At 26.2% G+C, this 20,592-nt stretch carries 22 protein-coding genes and 1 riboswitch; of the genes, 20 read left to right on the top strand and 2 right to left on the bottom strand.

Annotated elements, in window-relative coordinates; translation table 11 throughout:
* The 15 genes from JFY71_RS02965 to JFY71_RS02895 all read left to right on the top strand — a co-directional run bounded on the left by JFY71_RS02965 (position 1) and on the right by JFY71_RS02895 (position 13,957).
* Positions 1-3,321, top strand: a complete 3,321-nt coding sequence (locus JFY71_RS02965; protein ID WP_243661561.1) for an ABC transporter permease — start codon at positions 1-3, stop codon at positions 3,319-3,321.
* Between the two features lie 88 nt (positions 3,322-3,409).
* On the top strand, positions 3,410-4,099 hold the full coding sequence (locus JFY71_RS02960) for a VanZ family protein (RefSeq protein WP_243661560.1): 690 nt from the start codon (positions 3,410-3,412) through the stop codon (positions 4,097-4,099).
* Positions 4,100-4,107: 8 nt separating this feature from the next.
* Positions 4,108-4,863, top strand: coding sequence for a hypothetical protein (locus JFY71_RS02955; RefSeq protein WP_243661559.1), 756 nt, complete (start codon positions 4,108-4,110; stop codon positions 4,861-4,863).
* A gap of 62 nt (positions 4,864-4,925) precedes the next feature.
* Positions 4,926-5,038, top strand: a riboswitch (guanidine-I (ykkC/yxkD leader).
* 61 nt (positions 5,039-5,099) lie between these two features.
* Positions 5,100-5,804 carry a GAP family protein gene (locus tag JFY71_RS02950; protein WP_243661558.1) on the top strand — a complete coding sequence of 235 codons (705 nt, stop codon included), beginning with the start codon at positions 5,100-5,102 and terminating at the stop codon, positions 5,802-5,804.
* A gap of 244 nt (positions 5,805-6,048) precedes the next feature.
* Positions 6,049-6,315, top strand: a complete 267-nt coding sequence (locus JFY71_RS02945; protein WP_243661557.1) for a DUF1905 domain-containing protein — start codon at positions 6,049-6,051, stop codon at positions 6,313-6,315.
* Between the two features lie 45 nt (positions 6,316-6,360).
* Positions 6,361-6,954: a hypothetical protein gene (locus JFY71_RS02940; protein WP_243661556.1), complete on the top strand. Its 594-nt coding sequence runs from the start codon at positions 6,361-6,363 to the stop codon at positions 6,952-6,954.
* A gap of 22 nt (positions 6,955-6,976) precedes the next feature.
* Positions 6,977-9,004 carry a DUF2079 domain-containing protein gene (locus tag JFY71_RS02935; RefSeq protein WP_243661555.1) on the top strand — a complete coding sequence of 676 codons (2,028 nt, stop codon included), beginning with the start codon at positions 6,977-6,979 and terminating at the stop codon, positions 9,002-9,004.
* Between the two features lie 108 nt (positions 9,005-9,112).
* Complete coding sequence (locus JFY71_RS02930) at positions 9,113-9,487, top strand: GntR family transcriptional regulator (protein ID WP_243661554.1); 375 nt, start codon at positions 9,113-9,115, stop codon at positions 9,485-9,487.
* A 1-nt stretch (position 9,488) separates the two neighbouring features.
* Complete coding sequence (locus JFY71_RS02925; protein WP_243661553.1) at positions 9,489-10,340, top strand: ABC transporter ATP-binding protein; 852 nt, start codon at positions 9,489-9,491, stop codon at positions 10,338-10,340.
* A 14-nt stretch (positions 10,341-10,354) separates the two neighbouring features.
* Positions 10,355-10,987 (top strand): ABC-2 transporter permease, encoded by a 633-nt coding sequence (locus tag JFY71_RS02920; RefSeq protein WP_243661552.1) that lies wholly within the window; start codon positions 10,355-10,357, stop codon positions 10,985-10,987.
* Complete coding sequence (locus tag JFY71_RS02915) at positions 10,988-11,623, top strand: ABC-2 transporter permease (RefSeq protein ID WP_243661551.1); 636 nt, start codon at positions 10,988-10,990, stop codon at positions 11,621-11,623.
* Positions 11,624-12,268, top strand: coding sequence for an ABC-2 transporter permease (locus JFY71_RS02910; RefSeq protein ID WP_243661550.1), 645 nt, complete (start codon positions 11,624-11,626; stop codon positions 12,266-12,268). It abuts the gene before it with no gap.
* An 11-nt stretch (positions 12,269-12,279) separates the two neighbouring features.
* Entirely contained in the window at positions 12,280-12,912 is a 633-nt protein-coding gene (locus JFY71_RS02905) for an ABC-2 transporter permease (RefSeq protein ID WP_243661549.1), read from the top strand.
* An 11-nt stretch (positions 12,913-12,923) separates the two neighbouring features.
* Positions 12,924-13,556, top strand: coding sequence for an ABC-2 transporter permease (locus JFY71_RS02900; RefSeq protein WP_243661548.1), 633 nt, complete (start codon positions 12,924-12,926; stop codon positions 13,554-13,556).
* An 11-nt stretch (positions 13,557-13,567) separates the two neighbouring features.
* A complete protein-coding gene (locus JFY71_RS02895) occupies positions 13,568-13,957 on the top strand; it encodes a hypothetical protein (protein ID WP_243661547.1) in 390 nt (129 codons plus the stop codon).
* 71 nt (positions 13,958-14,028) lie between these two features.
* On the opposite strand, the gene JFY71_RS02890 is transcribed toward JFY71_RS02895, so the two are convergent.
* A complete protein-coding gene (locus tag JFY71_RS02890) occupies positions 14,029-14,277 on the bottom strand; it encodes a hypothetical protein (RefSeq protein WP_243661546.1) in 249 nt (82 codons plus the stop codon).
* A gap of 194 nt (positions 14,278-14,471) precedes the next feature.
* On the opposite strand from JFY71_RS02890, the gene JFY71_RS02885 reads away from it, so the two are divergent.
* On the top strand, positions 14,472-15,017 hold the full coding sequence (locus JFY71_RS02885; RefSeq protein ID WP_243661545.1) for a sigma-70 family RNA polymerase sigma factor: 546 nt from the start codon (positions 14,472-14,474) through the stop codon (positions 15,015-15,017).
* On the top strand, positions 15,010-16,335 hold the full coding sequence (locus JFY71_RS02880) for a DUF4179 domain-containing protein (RefSeq protein WP_243661544.1): 1,326 nt from the start codon (positions 15,010-15,012) through the stop codon (positions 16,333-16,335). The genes JFY71_RS02885 and JFY71_RS02880 overlap by 8 nt, the downstream gene beginning before the upstream one ends.
* Positions 16,336-16,351: 16 nt before the next feature.
* On the opposite strand, the gene JFY71_RS02875 is transcribed toward JFY71_RS02880, so the two are convergent.
* A complete protein-coding gene (locus JFY71_RS02875; RefSeq protein ID WP_263457747.1) occupies positions 16,352-17,302 on the bottom strand; it encodes an NAD(P)/FAD-dependent oxidoreductase in 951 nt (316 codons plus the stop codon).
* Between the two features lie 180 nt (positions 17,303-17,482).
* Between JFY71_RS02875 and JFY71_RS02870 the strand changes: the two genes are divergently transcribed.
* The 3 genes from JFY71_RS02870 (at position 17,483) to JFY71_RS02860 (ending at position 20,556) form a co-directional block, all read left to right on the top strand.
* Positions 17,483-18,151, top strand: coding sequence for a DsbA family oxidoreductase (locus JFY71_RS02870; RefSeq protein WP_243661542.1), 669 nt, complete (start codon positions 17,483-17,485; stop codon positions 18,149-18,151).
* Positions 18,152-18,276: 125 nt separating this feature from the next.
* A complete protein-coding gene (locus tag JFY71_RS02865; protein WP_243661541.1) occupies positions 18,277-18,654 on the top strand; it encodes an acyl-CoA thioesterase in 378 nt (125 codons plus the stop codon).
* An 81-nt stretch (positions 18,655-18,735) separates the two neighbouring features.
* Positions 18,736-20,556, top strand: coding sequence for an ABC transporter ATP-binding protein (locus JFY71_RS02860; protein ID WP_243661540.1), 1,821 nt, complete (start codon positions 18,736-18,738; stop codon positions 20,554-20,556).
* The last annotated feature ends 36 nt before the right edge of the window (positions 20,557-20,592 follow it).

The raw sequence follows: 20,592 nt of genomic DNA, 5'->3' as shown, positions 1-20,592 counted from the left end.
ATGAAGGCTTTAAATAAAGATATTCTCAGGGAGATAAGAAAGAGTAAGGGAAGAGTTATATCCATACTACTAATGGTTTCAATTGGGGTTTTAATTTTTGTAGGACTTAAAATAACAAGCCCTATTATGGCTGAGAGAGCAGATGATTATTTTAAGGAAACAAATGGGGCAGATATAATTGTTTCTTCTACTTATGGTTTAGAAGATGAGGATATTGAAATAATAAAAAACTCTCCTAAGATAGATAAAATTGAAACAGGATATAATTATGACGTTGAAACAAAGGATAAGGAAAAGTTAATTAGATTAAATTCTATTACTAAAAATATAAATACAATTAAAATTACAAAAGGAAGACTAGCTAAGTCGGATAAGGAAATAGTTTTAAATGATGATTTAAAAGAAGAATACTCAATTGGAGATTATGTATCCTTTGCTAAAGAATATGTTGAAGATGACGAAGAATATTCTTTAAAAAATTATAAGTATAAAATTGTTGGTTTTGCTACAAGTCCTGACTATGTTGACAGTATAAATTTAGGTAATAGTTTAATTGGTGATGGAGTAATAAAGGGGTTAGGATTTATTAATGAAAATAATTTTAATTTAGATAATTATTCCCTAGCTAAAATAACTTTTAAGGATTTAAAGAATTTAAATTTCAGTGATGATAACTATAAAAAAATAGCAAAAGAGCATAAAAACAATTTAGAAGAGGCTTTATCTTCAAGAAAAAGAGAAGCTTTTGACGATAAAAAAGCAGAAGTATCTGAAAAAATCAAGGAGGGAGAACTTGAAATTCTTGATGCAAAAAACAAAATTTCGGATACAGAAAAAGAATTAAAGGATGCTAAGAAAAAAATTGAAGATGGATATTCTGAATATAATAAAGGAAAATTAGATTTAATTTCTTCAATATCTAAGGCTAAACAGGATTTAATTGCTGCCCAGTCTGAAGTTACTAAAAATAAAACCGAGCTTGAAAGTAAAAGAACAGAGCTAAATTATGGTGAAACAGAAATATTAAAAGCTCAAGCAGAAATTGATTCTGGCAGGGCACAATTGGATTCTGCTTGGGAAATATACAATAGTCAAGTTGAAAATTTAAACGATCTTATAGCCATTAGTAATGCTGAAATAGAAAGAATAAATGCTAGAATAGAAGAGTTGTTAGATAGTATTTCTAATTTACCCGGTGTAGATAATAATAGAATAGAAGAGTTAAAATCTTCAATAAAGAAAGAGCAAGAAAAAATCGATGATTTTAAAAAGTCTTTAAATGAATTAAAACCTGTTAAATCCTTATTAGAACAACAGGAAAAAACTTTTGAAGAAGGCAAGAGAGAGTTTGAAGTAAAAAAGGCTGAATTTGAAGCAGGTAAAAGAGAATTTGAAAAAGGTGAACAAGCTTTAATTGAAGCCCAGGCGCAAATAGATTCCGGCTATGTATCATTAGAAGAAGAGCAGTCTAAGGGAGAATTAAAGCTGGAACAAGGACTTAGTGAACTAGAAGAAAATGAAAAACTTTTAGAAGAAAATGAAGAACTTTTCAAAGAGGAAAAAGAAAAAGCTGAAAAAGATATTGCAGATGGAGAAGAAAAACTTAGTGAAGCAAGAAGGGCCCTAAACGCTTTAATGGCGCCAAGATATACAATTGACTCTCGAGAAAGTAATACAAATATATATACTTTTTACGATGAAGCAGAAAGACTTGGCATAATTAGTAATGTATTTCCGGTATTTTTCTTTTTCATAGCCTTACTTGTATCATTAACAACTATGACAAGAATGGTAGATGAACAAAGGTTGGAGATAGGTACTTTAAAGGCTTTAGGCTATTCAAATGCCCAAATTATGAAAAAATATTTCATATATGGCGGAGTAGCATCTATATTAGGCTCTATATTAGGAATATTTTTAGGACATAAATTAATATCGCCTTTAATATTTACAGCCTACGCCTCTAATTATGTTTTTGATACTGTTAATATACCTTTTAATTTCAAATATAGTCTACTTGCATTTTTAATAGGGGTTCTGTGTACGGCAGTGGCAGGAGCTATAGCTTCCAGAGATAGTTTAAGGGACAATGCTGCAATTTTAATGAGAGGGAAACCTCCAAGAAGCGGTACCAGAATATTTTTAGAGAGAATAACAGTTATATGGAAACGTCTAAGCTTTATGCATAAAGTAACTATGAGAAATTTATTCCGTTATAAAAGAAGAATGTTTATGACTATAATTGGTATTTCCGGTTGTACCGGATTAATTTTTATGGGATTTGGAATTAAGGATTCCATAACCAGTATGGAAAATAAACAGTATCATCAAATATTTAATTACGATATTATTTCTGTTTATAACGAGGACTTTAGTCCCTCAGGCTTTGAAGAATATAAGAAAATTATATCTAATGGAAAAAAAGTTAAGAAAGAAACTCCAGTTAACTTAAACATTCTAACGGTGGATTCAAAGGTTGGTCCGGATAATTCTGTAACCTTAATAACACCTGAAGAATCAAATAAACTGGATGAATTTATAAAGTTAAGAGGAAGAAAAAACCAAAAGGAAATTAAATTAACAGACAAAGGTGCTATAATTTCTGAGAAATTAGCTGATTTATTAGATTTAAAGACCGGTGAGGAAATTTCAGTTAAGGACGAAAATGGAGACAAGTTCAAAATTAGAATTGTAGATATAACAGAAAATTACGCAGGTCATTATTTATATATGACATCGGGATATTATGAAAATGTGTTTAATAAGGATTATGAAGTAAATGGAAATATACTTCAGTTTAATACAAATAAAGAAGAAGAGAAAAGCGAAATCACTGAAGAAATAAATAACAATGATGCAGTTCTTAGTGTTTACAACAACAATCAATTAAAGAATATGATAGACAATCTACTAGGAACACTAGATGTATTGGTTTTTGTAATAATAAGTTGTTCTTGTATATTGGCCTTTGTAGTACTATATAATTTAACAAATATAAATGTATCGGAAAGGATTAGAGAGCTTTCAACTATAAAGGTTTTAGGTTTTTACGATAAAGAAGTGACGGCTTATGTTTACAGGGAAACATTTATATTAACAATATTCGGTATTTTCGCAGGATATTTAATAGGCTTTTTAATGCACTATATAATAATAAACAACTTAATACCTGATACAGCCATGCTAGACCCACATTTGTTTTTAACAAATTATATTATTTCAGGTATAATAACCATAATGTTTGCTGTAATAGTAATGTTTGTAGTTCATAGAAAACTTAAAAATATAAATATGGTGGAAGCATTAAAAGCAGTTGAATAAAAATTAGAGAGCCTTAATAGTTTTACTATTGAGGTTTTCTGTTGTAAAAACAGTTGTAAATATAAAGTAGAAACGGTAAGGTAGTACTATGAGAGAAAAAATTGGAAAAATATTTCAACTATTTGTAACAGGGTTAATAATATTAACCTTATTTCTGATTTTTAAAATCATAATAAGCGACTTTGAATATATAGTGGATTTTAAAAAGCTTATTTTAATTGGAGCATGCAGTGGTGTTTTTAACATATTATCTTCTTTGTGCTATATAAGGTCCTTAAAAAACAAATCAGATAAATTTATGTTAGTAAGGCAAAATATAACAATATTATTTATACAGTATTTATTAATATTAATTATAGCCATATTTTTAAAAAAGGGTATGGGATTATTTTATGATACAGACGATTTTGTTCTATATATAAAAAATAATTATAATTTAAAGCCCTTTGCTATTATTAAATATTATATTTTAGGATTTAATAATAAAGTCTTAAGTTTTTCAAATATGTTTTACAATATATTTGGTAATTTAATAATATTTATGCCCTTTGGATTTTTTATCTATATATTATTTGATAATATGAAAGAATTTAAAAACTATTTTATAACCATGTCTATAATAATTATTTTTATAGAAATTATGCAAGTTTTAACAATGACAGGATTTATGGATATAGATGATTATATATTAAATATAACAGGAGCTATAATCACTTACCTGTTTCTAAATAATAAAACAATAAAAAACATATTAAAGAAATTTTATATTATTAAGTAGGAGAAAAAATGAACTTAAAATCAATTAAAAATAGAATATATGCTGATTATTTTATGCCAAGTAGACTAGATGAATATAATGAAATGTTAAAGGAATTTATTAATAATGATTTTAAATTTATTACAATAGATGATTACCATAAAAATAGATATGGCAATGATGAAAAAATAATAATTTTACGTCATGATATAGATAGTGACCTTAAAATAGCAAGAAAAATGTTTGAAATAGAAGACAGGTATAATATTAAGTCAACATATTATTTTAGATTAAAAACAATAGATATAGAATTTATGAAACACCTTAGTAAAAAGGGTATAGAGGTAGGTTATCATTTTGAAGAAATAGCAACATTTGCTAAAAAAAACAAATTAAAAACTAAAGAAGAAGTTTACAGCAATCTAAATAGAATAGTAGAAGAATTTGAAAAGAATCTTATGTATTTTAAAGATTTAGGTATTGATGTTAAATCGGTGTCTTCCCATGGAGATTGGAAAAATAGAGAATTAGATGTTAGAAATTTGGAGTTAATAAATGATAATTTATTAAAAAAATTTCATATTATTGAAGCCTATAGCATAGAGGATGATTTAGATTTTAGAATAATGGATAATCCATATCCAACAAAATGGGTCGGTGGAAATCCTAGAGAAATATTACAAAACAACTATAAAAAAAGCCTACTATTAGTACATCCAAGAAGCTGGGATAGTTGTTTTCACACTAGACTAAAGGAGGATTTAGGAAGATTATTAAGAAAATAATATTTTATAAGTATATTTGACTTTTGAAAATAGTGGTGCTAGAATAGGCATTAACTGAATAAATATTAGTTTTCTAGGGTTCCGTAATATAATTATTAGTCTGGTCCAAGGGAAAACACATGTTAAATATTAAATATATTAAGCGTGGACACGGTGGGATAAAAGCCTGGGAGTTAGTGATAACTCCTAGGCTTTTTTTGTTTTTTATTAAAGAAATATAGTAAAGGGGGAAGATTATGTTTAATTTATTGATTATGACAATTATGACAGGAGCTGCAGATAGTATTAATCCTATTGCTATAACTCAGCAGTTTGTATTACAAGGAATGGTAAAAAAGGCTAAACATATTTGGTTTTTTATAGTGGCCATAGGATTAACTAATTTTGCAGGAGGTTTGTTGGCTTATTTTGGATTAATATCAATAATTAGTGAATTTATGAAAAGATTAATACACAAGTTTGGAACAGGCATATACGTAGTGGAACTTATATTAGGAATTATATTTTTATTTGCAACTATATATATAATATTTAAAAACAGAATTAACAAAATAAAGAATACAGAAAATTCAGAAGGGGATTCAAATGAAATTGCCAAAAAAATAAAATCCGTTTCACCTGTATCTTTATTATTTTTGGGAATAATAGCAACAATTTCTGAATTGACTACAGCCTTACCATACTTTGCCTTTTTAACAATTTTATTTAATTACAAGTTAAATATTTTAACTATACTATTTATTTTAGTACTTTACAATATAATATATTCAACGCCTTTAATAATAATGTATTTTATTTATGTAAAAGCACAAGATAAATTTGATAAAATGTATATTATTATAAAAGAAAAAATGAACAAATGGGCCGGTATTTTAGCACCTGCAGCAACAACTATAGTTGGTGGTTTATTAATATATCATCCCTTGTCACTGTTGTTGTAAAAGATTAGACTAAAGCATCTGTTATTAATATAATTTAGATTTTAATAATAGATGCTTTATTTTAATGTAAAACACAAATAAGACTATTTAGTAACTAGAATTGTTAAATAGTTTTTATATATTGTATAATTAGTAAAGAAAGCCTTATTCATAGAATTTAAAAATAAAACATTAAAGGGCTTAGTAACCTAAAAAGTCTTACTGTTAGAAAATTTAAATATAGAAATTAAGAGGATAAAATACAATGAATAAAATATATGAATTTGAAGCTATAATACAAAAAGTACCGGATATTGACGGTGCATATGTGGAATTCCCCTATAATGTAAAAGAAGAATTCGGAAAAGGAAGAGTAAAAGTTCATGCTACCTTTGATGGCGAGCCATATGATGGTAGCCTTGTTAGAATGAAAACCATCAACCATATTATAGGTATAAGAAAAGACATAAGGAAGAAAATAAATAAACAGCCCGGTGATAGGGTAAAGGTTACAATTAGGGAAAGAGAATAAAAATATTTAATTTTGATAGAAATTTGTGGAGAAAAACAAAAGTAAATGGAAATAATAAGAGCAAGGGATAAATATAAGGATTTATTTGATTCAGATACTATAAATAAAAATTTAGGGTTTATTGTAAAAAATGGAGAGGAAATTTTTAAATATGTATTTCATCTTAACAAAACTCATGCACAGTTAGAATATACTAATGAAAATTATATTGAAGATGTTATTAGTGAATTTAAATTTTATAATGGATTTGTTGATAAAATATATAGTAGAACAGGAAAAGTTTTAGCAGAATTTCCTCAAAAAGAATTTATAAGAAAAGAAATCTTAGATTTATATCCTAGCCAACTATATTTAAATAAGAGAAAAATAAAAAATATTTCAAAATGGATAGATAACAATATAGTATGTATACCTGTAAAAAAAGTAAAAGGAAATTATTATATCTTAGATGGTCATAGTAGATTATTTGTTTTGTTAGAAAAGGGAATAAATAAGGTTTATATATACGAGGAAGAATGTGAAGATTGGATATTCAAATATATAGCTTTATGTGAAAAAAACAAGGTTTTTTCTATAAATGACCTAGAGTTATTAAATAATAGAGAGTACGAAGAAAAATGGATTAAATTTAATATATAAATATTTTAAAAAAGGTGGTAATATGAATAAATTTTTAAAAACAATAAAAAATGAAATAGTATTAATTTTTTTTACCGCTTTTTTCTTTTTTCAAATTATATATGTATTAAATAATCCGGTAGAAAATCTTTATACCTTAAACTTATCGCTAAATGCGTTAATTATGCAAGCAGTTTCAATATCTCTATTTATGATATTTATAACAATAGCCATAAGAATAAATGAAATAAAAATTTCTTGGACTATTTTTTATATAACTTTACTTGTCTATTTAACAATCTTTATGTTAAAGGTTAATATACCAATAATAAGTTTAGGTTTGATTTTTATTATAGGAGTAATTTTATTTTTCATAAAGGGAAAAACAAGTAAAACCTTTATTAAACACACCACTATAACAATAGCCATATTGTCAATTTGTAAAATGGTCTTTATGTTTTTTGTAAGGTATAGGAGTAATTTTGTAGCTAATATTGTAAATGATTATTTTTATATAGATTTTTTTAACTATGAGAAGTCTAATTTTATTTTATTTGGAATTATAGCGGTTTTAATATTTTCCCTATTATATTTATTATTAAGAAAAAAATTATGGGAAAATGAAGATAGAATTTTTAAATACATATTGATTTTTGTAATACTAATAGGAATAGTTCAGGTGTTATATTTAACAACTATAATGGTAAGTAGGGTTTTAACTTTTAAAATACCAACATATGATATGGGTATTTTTACACAGATGTTTCACAACATGGACAGGGGACTGGGACCTGTGACAACTGTAGAAAGGGATGGGTTACTATCACACTTTAAAGTTCATGTTTCACCAATTTATTATTTAATGTTACCAATATTTAAAATTTGGCCTTCAGCAATTACATTACAGGTATTACAAATTTTAATAGTAGCTTCAGGAACAATACCGCTATATAAAATAGCTAAGGAATTAAAAATAAAGAGAAGTTTAGCCGTTTTAGTAATAGGACTGTACTTAGTATTACCTTCTTTAAATGGAAGTAGTATGTATGATTTACATGAGAATTGTTTTTTAGCACCACTACTATTATGGCTATTTTATGCAGGCTTAAGGAACAATAAACTCCTACTTGTTCTATTTACAGCCTTAGCATTGGCTGTAAAAGAAGATGCAGGACTTTACGTAGTTTTTATAGGGCTATATTTTTTATTTAGGAAAAATGAAAATATAAGAACAAAGGATAAAATTTTCAACCTAATAGTATTAATTATTATTCCTATAATAGTGTTTTTTATTTTAATAAGTTATTTAAATAATTTTGGCGATGGAGCAATGCTTAACAGGTATGAAAATCTATCGGCCTATGAGAATATGGGAATTATTGGAATTTTAATTAGTTTTTTACAGAATTTCAGTTACTATATTTCCTTAATATTTAAAACAAATAAGGTTTATTATTTAATAGTAGTATTAGGTTCAATGGCATTTTTGCCGGTTTTACAAAAAAGATGGTATAATTATTTTTTAATTTGTCCTTTAATAATTGTAAATCTATTATCGGATTATCAGTATCAGCATTTTTTGATTTTTCAATATAATTATGGGACATCTGCATTACTAATGGTAATGTTACTATTATCAATAAATTATTTTGAAGAAAAGACAGAAAATAAGTTGAAAACAAATAGGAATTTTAAAGTTCTACTTTTAGCAGCTTTTATATTTTCAACTGTAATAGTTTTTAATCTTGATTATAATAAATCCTATGCAATTAGTGATTTAAAAAACATAGAAAAATATGAAGAAATTGAAAATGCTCTAGATAAGATTCCTCATGACTCAAAAGTTTTAAGTCAAACCTTTTATACAACTTATTTAAGTAAAAATATTTTTGAACTATATGATTTACAATACCATAATAATTTAGAAGTGGATGAGGAAATTGACTATATAGTAATACCAATAGAATTATATATTGAAAAAGAAATTTTAATGAAGGAAAAATATTTAGAAAGTGGATATAAACTATCCAAATTTAGTAATGAATATATAGAAATTTACGAAAAAGAATAGTTTTGAAATAGATTTTTTATTTCAAAGCTATTTTTTTGTTGACAAAGTGTATATAAGGGTATACAGTGTATATAAACAGTATATACACTATTCTAGAAGAGGTATAAAATGAATATTATAATAAGTAATTCAAGTAATTTGCCTATTTATGAACAAATTACACAACAAATAAAAACTCAAATTCTTAAAGGAGAATTAAAAGAAGGGGACGCCCTTCCGAGTATGAGAGCTTTAGCAAAGGATTTGAAAGTTTCGGTAATAACAACAAAAAGAGCCTACAATGACTTAGAACAAGAGGGTTTCATTGAAACAATTGTAGGAAAGGGAAGTTATGTTGCAAGTAAAAATCTGGAACTTGTAAGAGAAGAAAAATTGAAGTTAATAGAAGAGAAGTTTGAAGAAATAATTGAAATAGCTACAATATCAAAAATATCTTTAAAAGAACTAAAAGAAATACTGGAGATTTTATACAAGGGTGATTAATATGACAAAAATTTTAGAAATAAATAATTTAAATAAAACATATGATAAATTTCAACTTAAAGATGTGTCCTTTAATTTAGAAGAAGGCGCCATTATGGGACTAGTTGGAAGAAATGGAGCAGGAAAAACCACAGTAATAAAGTCCATAATGGATTTAATAAAAATAGATAGTGGGGAAATTAAGGTTTTTGGTGGTCCATTAAATAAAGAAGCCAAAGAAAATATTGGAATAGTATTTGATGACGGTTTTTTTAGCGAGCAGTATAATGCAAAGCAAATAGGAAATATTTTAAAAAATATCTATAAAAACTGGGACAGTGGAAAGTATTTAGGTTATTTAAATAAAATGGGACTTCCTGATGATAAGTTAATTAAGGATTTTTCCAGGGGGATGCAAATGAAATTATCCTTTGCCATAGCAATTTCCCACAATCCAAGACTACTAATACTAGATGAGCCAACAAGTGGACTTGACCCTGTTTTTAGAAATGAAATTTTGGAAATGTTTTTGGACTTTATACAGGATGAAAGAAATTCGATTTTAATTTCCAGTCATATAACAACGGATTTAGAAAAAATTGCAGATTATATAACCTTTATAGATGACGGAGAAATAATATTTTCAAAAGAAAAGGACGACTTTATTTATTCCTATGGAATTTGTAAATGTAGCTTAAAGGATTTATATGAAATAGACAGAAAATATGTAGTTAAATATTTAAAAAATTCTAATTATATAGATGTAATAATAGAAAATATTGAAGAATTTAGAAGAGAGTATCCAAATCTTGTAACGGAGAAAATGAATATAGATGACTATATGGTTATATTTACAAATGGTGAAAGTATATAATTTAGGAGATCGTTATGAAAGGGTTAATTTTAAAAGATTTATATTATATGAAAAATAATTTTAAGTTATTGGCTGTGGTGTTTTTGCTTTATGGAATAATGTTTATAAATCAAAAAAGTTTTATGTTTTTTCCTGCAGTTATGACTATGTTAATAGGGTTTATGACTTTGGGAATTATAACTGTAGATGAAAAAAATAACTGGGATAAATATGCTTTAACCATGCCCTTAAGTAGAAAGAATTTAGTACAGGAGAAATTTGTTTTTATAAATGGATTATGTAGTTTAACATTCTTAGTTACTTTTGGAGTTTCCATTATTATTTTAAAAAAATTTGAAATTAATTTATTAATAGAATCAATTTTGTTTCTATTAGCCGTATTGGTATTTTTAAATTTAAATATATTTATAGGAATAAAATTTGGAGCAGAAAAAGCCATGATTTATGTTTTTGGAATAATAGCTGGAATAGCAGTAATAGTATTTGGTATCCAAAAGATATTTCCGGAAATAATAAATAAATCTGTAGAATTAATTCCTAAACTTAATATGACAATGGTAGGAATAGTTTTTGCTCTTATAGCAGTTTTACTTATCTCATTATTTTACCTTTTATCCATTAAGACAATAAATAAGAAGGAGTATTAAATGAAGGGATTAATATTAAAGGATTTGTATTATATTAAAAATAATTTAAAGATTTTAATACCTTTTACAATACTTTGGGGTGTTTTATCTTTAAAACAAGATTCAAGTTTTACTGGAATTATTGAATTTATATTACCTTTTATTGTAGGTATGAATATAGTTTCAACAACTTTAGAAGAGGAAAGAGGGAGTTGGAATAGGTATTTTCAAATAAGTCCAATTAGTAGAAAAAGTATTATATTAGAAAAATATTTAGTACTAAACATTTTAACCTTATTAACATATTTTGCAACTTCATTTGTATTTGGGGTATTATCTAAATCATTAGATTTTAATAATATTTTGTTAGGAAGTAAAAGTGCAATAATAATATTGTTTATGTTAAATTCCTATTTAACATTTACTTTAATATTTGGATTTAGGAAATCTCAAGCGTATCTTTTTTCAGCAACAATAGCAGTAATTGCTTTGTATTTAGGAGTAAAAGAGATATTTCCTAATCTATTAAGCAGTATAAGTTATTTAATTAAAAATAAACCATATTTAAGTCTAGGTATTATGATGATGTTTTTTACAATATATCTTATAGTTTCTATAGTTTTATCTTATATATTTACAAAAAATAAGGAGTATTAAATGAAAGGTTTATTGTTAAAGGATTTGTATTATTTAAAGAGTATGAAAAATGCTTTAATAGTATTTATGGGACTTTGGATTTTGAATTTTATGACAAGATCTAATTATTTTGCATCTCTTTTAATGATAAGTTACATAAATGGGGTAATGTCAATACAGACAATTTATGAGGAAGAAAAAAGCAACTGGAACAAATACTCTTTAACCATGCCTATAAATAAAAGTGAAATAGTAATGAGTAAATACCTACTAACATTTTTCACTATTATAGTATCTATTTTAATAGGTATAATATGTTTAATGCTCTTTAATAATTTTTCAATTAATATTAATACATTATCAACAGTAGCAATGGTAATAGGTTTAAATTTAATGTTCTTTTCCCTATATATGTTAATTGCAATTAAATATGGTATGGAGAAATCTACAATTATGCTATTTGTTTTTATTGGAGTAATGGTGTTAACAATTTTATATTTATACAATAAGTTGCCCTTAGTAAAAGAAATGTTTCAAAATATTTTCTATAGATTTAATTCAATAAATGAAGTTGGAACAATATTTTTAAGTATTGGAATAGGACTATTTTTATATATTTTATCTATGCTAGTATCAATTAAAATATTTAAAAACAAGGAGTTTTAAAGGAGAAAGAAATGAAGGGATTAATTTTAAAAGATTTATATTATATGAAAATAGAGGGGAAGAGATTAATCCCTATGTTTATTGTGCTACTTATAATGTTTTTTAATGATAAAAACTTTAATATATTTACTTTTGTTATAGTGTTTTATATGGGAATGTTAAGCATTGGAAATATTTTTATAGAAAAGAAAAATGATTTTAACAAGTTTATTATTTCAACTCCAGTAAATAAAAAAGATATAGTATTTGGAAAATATATTTTCCTTAACTGCACAGTTATAATCACCTTTTTAATTCTATTACTACTTTCTAAATTAGTATTAAAAATAGATGTTAATATAATTTTGAAAGAAAGATTGATAATTTTCGCAGTTATATCAATATTATTAAATTTATATCTTTTCTTATCACTAAAATTAGAAAATGATAAAGTGGCTACATTATTTTCAATAATAACAATGGGAGGTTTAGTAGTACCGGCTATAATATTTACAAATCATCCGGAAGAAATGCCGGTTTTTATAAAAAATATATTTTTGATGAATAAAGAAAAAACAAGCGTACTTAGTATGATAATATATATATTTTTTGTATTATTGTTTAGTATATGGTCCTATAGAGATTTTAAAAACAAGGAGTTTTAAAGGAGAAAGAAATGAAGGGATTAATTTTAAAAGATTTATATTATATTAGAAATAACTTTAAAATAATTTTTATTATGATAGTATTTTTTGGAGCAATTTTTATTAGGGAAGAAACTATTACTATGGGAATTGCCATGATTTCCTTTATTTTAGCAAATATTGGTGTAGGAACAATAACAGTAGATGAAAAAGGAAACTGGAACAAATACGCATTAACAATGCCCTTAACCAGAAAGAATGTTGTAATAGAAAAATTCCTTTTTATTAACTCCCTTATTCTACTATTTTTCTTTCTAACATCAATTATTGCTTTCCCGATTTTTAACCTACTTAATTTAGAGATGATTATTACAATGGTAATATTATTGTCAATATTATTGATAATAACTAATATGCAAATTTTCATAGCCTATAAATATGGTGGTGAAAAAACAGTTATTTATATTTTTGGAGTTTTTGGAACCATAGCTGTACTAGGTTTTGTATTAAAAAAATTATTTCCTAATCTACTGAAAAGTATTATAAATTATATAGATTCAATAAATTTAAAGGTATTGGGATTATCATCTATAACATTTGCTCTTATATGTGTAGGAATATTTTTTATACTTACTTTAAATACAGTAAATAACAAGGAGTTTTAAAGGAGAAAGAAATGACTAGTCCAAAAAGGATTTTTACAATTTTATTAGGGCTTATATTTATAGGCATTGGAATATATTATGGAATGTTGTCAAAAATAAAAATCAAAAATCCTAAAACTGCAAAAGGAATAATTAAAAAAATAGATATAACCATTAACGAAGAAACCAAGAAAAATAACAGTAAATTTGCAACAGTGGAAATAAATGTAAAAGGAAAAACCTATATTTCTGACAAATCAATTCAAGTCTCAATGAATAATGAAGTAGGAGATATGGTTGATATAGTTTATGAGAAGGATAAGCCAAGTAATATGGTACTAAAAAACAGAAAAGGTATAACCATAATGTTTATCCTATTGGGTATTTTTGTTATAGGCTACGAGATTTTTATAGGTAATTAATAGAAAAACTATTAAAATGAGAGAAAAATTTAAATCTTTCTCTCATTTTTTGATATTATTAAATAAATTTTTTAAATTGAAAATTGTTTTGTAATTAAGAATAAGTCTATGGCAACTAATATGGCACCAAGAATTATAAAAAACAATCCACGTTTTAAATTAGGAAGGGTTTTTCCTCCCCAAGCTTTTTTATTAGTAAATGCTCTCCAGTCATAGCTAAAAGAGGAAATAATTAAAGAGAGAATTCCTATAGCAATAAATACACAACCAATCATAAAAACTGGTCTTTCAATAAAGTAACCCTTTATTTGTTCTATCATAATTTTCACCTCTACTTTTTAAAATAACATATTTATATGGAAAAGTATATATTAAATAGGATTTTAAAGGAGAATAAATATAATTGAAAAGCATAAAAAATAAAATAAAATTATAAAAAGTGTTTAAAATGTCAAAAAAATATATAGCCTAACGTAGTATATATTAACCGGTAATAAAACAGGGGAGGAAAAAATTGAATGTAAATGAAAAAAACTTTATAAAAAAGCTTAGAAAGAAAGATGAAAAAGCTCTTATATATGTTATCGATAACTACGGCTGGCTTTTAAAGAAAATTATAAATAAATATCTCTTTAATTTAGAAGCTTATAAGGAAGATTGTTTAAATGAAGTATTTTTGTCAATTTGGAATAACATTGAGTCCTTTGATGAAAATCGTTCAACTTTTAAAAATTGGATTTGTGTTATTGCTAAATATAAGTCAATTGACTATTTAAGAAAATATTTAGAAAAATCCAAAACTGAAAATATAGATGAATTAAACATATCAGAAGAACCAAAAAAATTAGAAATAGAAATTAAAGAGGAGTTTGAAGAATTAATATCTCCTTTAAAGGAAAAGGACAAGGCTATTTTTAGAAAAATATTCTATGATGATATTTCCTATGAAGACACAGCTAAGGAATTTAATATGTCCAAACAAGCTGTATATAAAAGAGTTTCAAGAGGAAAGGGTAAAATTAAGGAATATGTGGAAAATGGAGGCTATAAAAATGAATAAATACGATAAATTCAACGATATGAAGGTAGATTTAAACGAATTTAACATAACTCCTAAAGATGAAGAAAGCTTTAAAATAAACGACATAGAAAAGAAAAAGATTTTAAATAGCATAAAAGGAAAAAAGAAAAAGATTTGGAAAAAAATTGCTACTGTAGCTGTTGCAGCAGTATTTGGTCTTGTGGTTTTTGGTCAGACTAATATGGGGAAAGAAGTTTATGCTAAGACGAAGGAATTTGTTCTAGAAACCTTTAATTTTAAGCAGGAAGAAGCTTTTGACAGCAAAGCTGAATTAGATAAATATGCCCAACACATAGATAAAACCATTTATGGAGGGGATTATAAAATAAAGACTAGCTCAGTTATGTTATATGGTAACGAATTAAATATAACTTTTTTAATTGAATATGATAAAGAACAAAATGAAAATCACTATATTCAAGGTTTATGGATGACTGGAATGAAAATTGGAGATAAAGATATTGACATTACTAAAAGTGGCGGTGGTGGTGGTCCAATAAAAGAAAACCCTAAAGTACAATCTGATGTATTTCAATATATTTTGACAGATGATGAAGTTAAGCTTTTAGAAGATAGCAAAAAAATCACTTTAAATGGAGATGGACTGGCTTTAAAAGTAAATGGAGTACCGGAAGTGCATGGAGAAAAATTTGAAATTGTATTAGATGAGTTGGATTTAGAAAATCTTAAAGAACAGTCAGAAATAATTGATTTAGATATAAAATTGAGAGATGAAGAAAATAATGTTAATTACAGAATAACAGGATATGAGTATAATCCTTATAAAACAAAAATATATGCAGAATTAGATGAAGATGTTAAAAATAGAGACAATGAATCACATAGATTAAATTCTAGGGAGATATCATTAGATGGAGAACTGAACAATGGTAAAAAAGTTCATTTTAATGGACACTATACTTCAGATGAAAATTATCAACCAACAGATAAAATTATTTTTGAAATTGATATGTATCAATATGAAGATAGGAATGGTATTGTATCCATGGAAGAATTAAAGGATGCTAAAGAAATTACATTGAATTTTAATATAGTAGAGGAAGATTTAGTAGGTAATGTTTCAGAAGAAGAAAAAGACAAAGTTATAACTCAAATAATAGAAAGACATGGAGATGAATTTGCAAAAGAATTAGATTTAGAGAATTTAACTATTGCTGAACGCAATAAAAGAATTAAAGAAATTTTAGTGGAAGACTTAAAAACTTTGGATAAAAGTTCTAATATGATAGTAAGAGATGAAAATATAGGAGAACCGTTTACTATAAAATTAAAATAAAACCTCAAAAGAGGTTTTATTTTTTTGCATTAATATATTTACTTGCATCTATGGCAGCAAGGGCACCATCAGAAACGGCTGTTGAAATTTGGCGTACTTCTTTTACCCTAATATCTCCAACAGCATAAACGCCGTTAATATTAGTTTTCATTTTTTCATCGACAGTAATATATCCCTTATTTAATTCTACTTCTTTGAAAACTTCTGTATTTGGTTTTGAACCAATATAGTAAAAAATTCCACAATTATTAAAGTTTAAAATTTCTTCTTCGCTAGTAAGGGTATTTTTAATTTTAATTTCTTCAATATTTTTCCTCCCGCTTACCTTGGAAATAACTGAATTAGTATGAATATTAATATTATTTGAATTTAAAATAGGTTGGGAAAATTCTGGAACAGCTCCAAGTTTTTCCTCCCTAATAATTAGGTCAACATGTTTATTATTTTGGGATAAAAACAAGGCTTCTTTTGCAGCTCCATCAGATCCGCCAATTACAATAACATTTTCATAATCCTTGTAATATTTTCTAGCATCGTTATGTAGATGCTTGTTTTTTAATTCTTCTAATATTTCAAAATCAGGTGTATTTTGACTTGTTCCGGCAGCAATAATTACTGCTTTGGAAAGGAATTTTTCCTCATTGCAAATTATTTCCTTATCTTCTCCTTTTAAAGAAGCAGCTGTAACTTTCTTTTGTAAAACCTTAGCACCACATTGTTTCAATTGCTCATCTAATGTTTTTGAAAATACAGACCCGGTTTCTCCTGTCATAAAACCTGTAAAATGTGTAATATTTGATACCTTCTTTAAAGTTCCGCCTGCATTTTCATCTTGTTCTAAAACTAGGGTTTTCAAACCTCTACTAGTAGCATATAAGGCAGAACTTACTCCTGCTGGACCTGCTCCAATAATAATTAAATCGTATTTCATTTTATTCTCCTTTTTCTTTAAATATCTCACTGGCATTTAAAAGTCAGGAGGAGATAGTAACTAAACTAACTACAATAAAATAGTAACTCTAATATTTTATTATTTCAAGGACGTGAGGCTCTTTTAAATTCTAAATATTAAAAATATAGTGGAAATTATGAAATGCTTATTTATAAATTAAAAGGGTATATAGATACAGCGAAGAAAGGTGATATTATGGAAAATAAAAAAATTACAGTTGATATTTTTTCTGATTTTACATGTCCTTTTTGTTATATGGGAAAGAAAAATCTATACGATGCAATAGATAATTTAAATGCTAGGGATATTGTAGAAATTAATTATAGAGCCTATGAGCTAGATGAAAATGCTTCAAAAAATGAATCTGTATTAAAATATGATTATATGCAAAAACAAGAACCTAATAAACCATTGGGAATTATTATGGCAGAAACAAGGGATATAATTGACCAAGGTAAGGATTTAGGACTTGATTTTAACTACGATATTATGCTTACAGGAAATACAAATGCAGCTCATAGATTAGCAAAATATTCCAAAACAAAAGGTAAAGAGAAAGAATTTATTAATAAAGTTTTTGAAGGTTATTTCACCAAGGGTTTAAATTTAAATAAGGAAGAGGAGCTTCTAAAAATTATTGAAGAAGTAGGATTAAATAAAGAGGAAGCAAAGAAAATTATTGATTCAAAGGATTTTAGTGAAGAAGTTGCACAGGATAAATATGATGCTTTTCAATATCAAGTCCAATCTGTACCATTTTTCCTTTTCGATAAAAGGTATGGAGCTTCCGGAAAACAAGATGTAGAGACTTTTGAAGAGGCTATAAAAAAATTGGCAGATTTTAATAAAATAGATTTACCTTAAGGGAGATGTTCAATCTCCTTTTTTAATTTATGGAAAAAACTTCAAAAAGTTACCTATGTCCTGTAAAATATTTAAGTTTTTATATTATAATAAAAGATGAAATAGTTTAGTGAAATAGGTGAAGTATGAATAGAATAAGTAATAATAAATTTGAAAAGAAAATAACTGAAAATATGTTAAATTACTATGACCTACTACATGGTGGAGAGGCTTTTAAAATTATGGATGCTACTGCCGGCTATATTAGTAGGGAGTTTGTTAATGGAAAAACTGTAACAAAGGCAGCAAAAGAAGTGGTTTATCATAATTCTTCTTATTTAGGCGAAACCGTAGTGTCCCAAGGGGAAATTGTAAAAGTCGGTAGAACCTCTATGGAAGTATACGTTGAAAATAGAATAAGAGAAAGAGACAATATTTTAATAACATCAGCAACATTCGTAATGGTTTCAGTTGATAATGATTTTAGGCCAAAAGAAATAAAGAAAAGGTCTAAGGTAAACTAGGTTTTAACTTAACTTTAGCTATTTGAAATCATTACAAATATGTGGTAGACTGTAATGATGCGAAAAAGGAGGTAATGGATAATGGCGTATGATAGTAGTAATGTTAAGACTCATTCTAATATGACGTTAATTAAAAGGTTTGTTCCATATTTTAGCAATTATAAATCAATTTTATTTTTTGATTTATTCTGTGCAAGTTTAACTACTGTTAATGAAATGGTGCTTCCTTTAATTTTACGATATTTAACTAATACCGGAATGGAAGATATAAGTTTAATTACATTAAGTACTATAGGAAAACTAGGTGCTTTATTTTTTGTTTTAAAGATTATAGATGTACTTTCAGGTTATTATATGCAAAAGACCGGACATATAATGGGGGCTAAAATTGAAACAGATATGAGAAAAGATGTATTTAATCATCTTCATAAATTATCTGACAGTTATTTTAATGACACAAAAGTTGGTCAAATTATGACAAGAATAACAAATGACCTTTTTGATGTTACAGAATTTGCCCATCATTGTCCTGAAGAATATTTTATAGGTGCAATAAAAATAATTGTTTCCTTTATTCTTTTAATTAATATTAATGTTCCTTTAACTTTAGTTATATTTGCAATAATTCCAATGATGATTATTGCTTCAGGAAAATATAGAAAAAGAATGAGAAAAAGCTTTAAGGCTCAAAGAAATCATATTGGTGAAATTAATTCACAAATTGAAGACAGTCTTTTAGGGGTAAAAGTTGTAAAATCTTTTACTAATGAGGAACAAGAAATTAAAAAATTCGAAGAAGGCAATCAAGAATTCTTAGATATTAAAAAGGAAACCTATACTCATATGGCAGGTTATCAAATGATAACAAAAATATTTGATGGTTTAATGTATTTAGCTGTTATAGTATTTGGTGGAATTTTTATGATGAGAGGGACTTTACTTCCAGGGGACTTAGTAGCCTATGTGTTATTTGTAAACACTTTATTGGCTACAGTAAGAAGAATTGTAGAATTTGCTGAGCAATTCCAAAGAGGAATGACAGGTATTGAAAGATTTACCGAGTTAATGGATCAAGATATTGAAATATTTGATGAACCTGATGCAGTAGAATTAAAAGATGTAAAAGGTGATATTTTAGTAGACCATGTAACTTTCAAATACCACGATAATGACGATATTATATTAGATGATATAACTTTAAATATAGAGCATGGAGCAAATGTTGCCTTAGTTGGACCATCCGGTGGAGGAAAAACCACCTTATGTAATTTAATTCCAAGATTTTATGATGTTACTGATGGTAGAATTACTATAGATGGAAAAGACATAAGAGGCTTAACACTTAAAAGCTTACGTTCCAATATAGGAATGGTACAACAAGATGTATATCTTTTCTCAGGTACTGTACTTGATAATATTGAATATGGTAAGCCGGGAGCAAGTAAAGAAGATATAATAAAAGCTGCAAAACTTGCAGGAGCTTATGATTTCATAATGGGACTTCCTAAAGGCTTTGACACCTATGTTGGTGAAAGAGGAGTAAAACTTTCAGGAGGACAAAAACAAAGAATTTCAATAGCAAGGGTATTTTTGAAAAATCCACCAATATTAATTTTAGATGAAGCAACATCAGCCCTAGATAATAGAAGTGAAAAAATTATTCAAAAATCTTTAGAAAAGCTTGCTAAAGGAAGAACTACCTTAACAATTGCCCATAGACTAACTACAATACAAAATGCAGATAAGATTATTGTACTAACAGAAGATGGCATTGTTGAAGAAGGTAACCATAAAGAATTAATGAAGAAAAAAGGTTACTATTATAACTTATATACTCAAGGAAACATGGATTTAAATAAAATGGGTTTAGATGGATTTCTAGACAATTTAGTTACTGCATAAGTTCAGTAACAAAAGCTGTACTAAAAACAATTGTTT

The organism is Miniphocaeibacter halophilus, assembly GCF_016458825.1.
In the GTDB taxonomy this organism is placed as follows: Bacteria; Bacillota; Clostridia; order Tissierellales; family Peptoniphilaceae; genus Miniphocaeibacter; species Miniphocaeibacter halophilus.
The sequence above is the reverse complement of the archived record's forward strand: the minus strand, read 5'-3'. Positions and strand labels throughout refer to the sequence as shown.

Bases quoted from the DNA above. Each gene is read 5' to 3' on its own strand.
- JFY71_RS02965 (WP_243661561.1), top strand. From the start codon at position 1: ATGAAGGCTTTAAATAAAGATATTCTCAGGGAGATAAGAAAGAGTAAG.
- JFY71_RS02960 (WP_243661560.1), top strand. From the start codon at position 3,410: ATGAGAGAAAAAATTGGAAAAATATTTCAACTATTTGTAACAGGGTTA.
- JFY71_RS02955 (WP_243661559.1), top strand. From the start codon at position 4,108: ATGAACTTAAAATCAATTAAAAATAGAATATATGCTGATTATTTTATG.
- JFY71_RS02950 (WP_243661558.1), top strand. From the start codon at position 5,100: ATGTTTAATTTATTGATTATGACAATTATGACAGGAGCTGCAGATAGT.
- JFY71_RS02945 (WP_243661557.1), top strand. From the start codon at position 6,049: ATGAATAAAATATATGAATTTGAAGCTATAATACAAAAAGTACCGGAT.
- JFY71_RS02940 (WP_243661556.1), top strand. From the start codon at position 6,361: ATGGAAATAATAAGAGCAAGGGATAAATATAAGGATTTATTTGATTCA.
- JFY71_RS02935 (WP_243661555.1), top strand. From the start codon at position 6,977: ATGAATAAATTTTTAAAAACAATAAAAAATGAAATAGTATTAATTTTT.
- JFY71_RS02930 (WP_243661554.1), top strand. From the start codon at position 9,113: ATGAATATTATAATAAGTAATTCAAGTAATTTGCCTATTTATGAACAA.
- JFY71_RS02925 (WP_243661553.1), top strand. From the start codon at position 9,489: ATGACAAAAATTTTAGAAATAAATAATTTAAATAAAACATATGATAAA.
- JFY71_RS02920 (WP_243661552.1), top strand. From the start codon at position 10,355: ATGAAAGGGTTAATTTTAAAAGATTTATATTATATGAAAAATAATTTT.
- JFY71_RS02915 (WP_243661551.1), top strand. From the start codon at position 10,988: ATGAAGGGATTAATATTAAAGGATTTGTATTATATTAAAAATAATTTA.
- JFY71_RS02910 (WP_243661550.1), top strand. From the start codon at position 11,624: ATGAAAGGTTTATTGTTAAAGGATTTGTATTATTTAAAGAGTATGAAA.
- JFY71_RS02905 (WP_243661549.1), top strand. From the start codon at position 12,280: ATGAAGGGATTAATTTTAAAAGATTTATATTATATGAAAATAGAGGGG.
- JFY71_RS02900 (WP_243661548.1), top strand. From the start codon at position 12,924: ATGAAGGGATTAATTTTAAAAGATTTATATTATATTAGAAATAACTTT.
- JFY71_RS02895 (WP_243661547.1), top strand. From the start codon at position 13,568: ATGACTAGTCCAAAAAGGATTTTTACAATTTTATTAGGGCTTATATTT.
- JFY71_RS02890 (WP_243661546.1), bottom strand. From the start codon at position 14,277: ATGATAGAACAAATAAAGGGTTACTTTATTGAAAGACCAGTTTTTATG.
- JFY71_RS02880 (WP_243661544.1), top strand. From the start codon at position 15,010: ATGAATAAATACGATAAATTCAACGATATGAAGGTAGATTTAAACGAA.
- JFY71_RS02875 (WP_263457747.1), bottom strand. From the start codon at position 17,302: ATGCCAGTGAGATATTTAAAGAAAAAGGAGAATAAAATGAAATACGAT.
- JFY71_RS02870 (WP_243661542.1), top strand. From the start codon at position 17,483: ATGGAAAATAAAAAAATTACAGTTGATATTTTTTCTGATTTTACATGT.
- JFY71_RS02865 (WP_243661541.1), top strand. From the start codon at position 18,277: ATGAATAGAATAAGTAATAATAAATTTGAAAAGAAAATAACTGAAAAT.
- JFY71_RS02860 (WP_243661540.1), top strand. From the start codon at position 18,736: ATGGCGTATGATAGTAGTAATGTTAAGACTCATTCTAATATGACGTTA.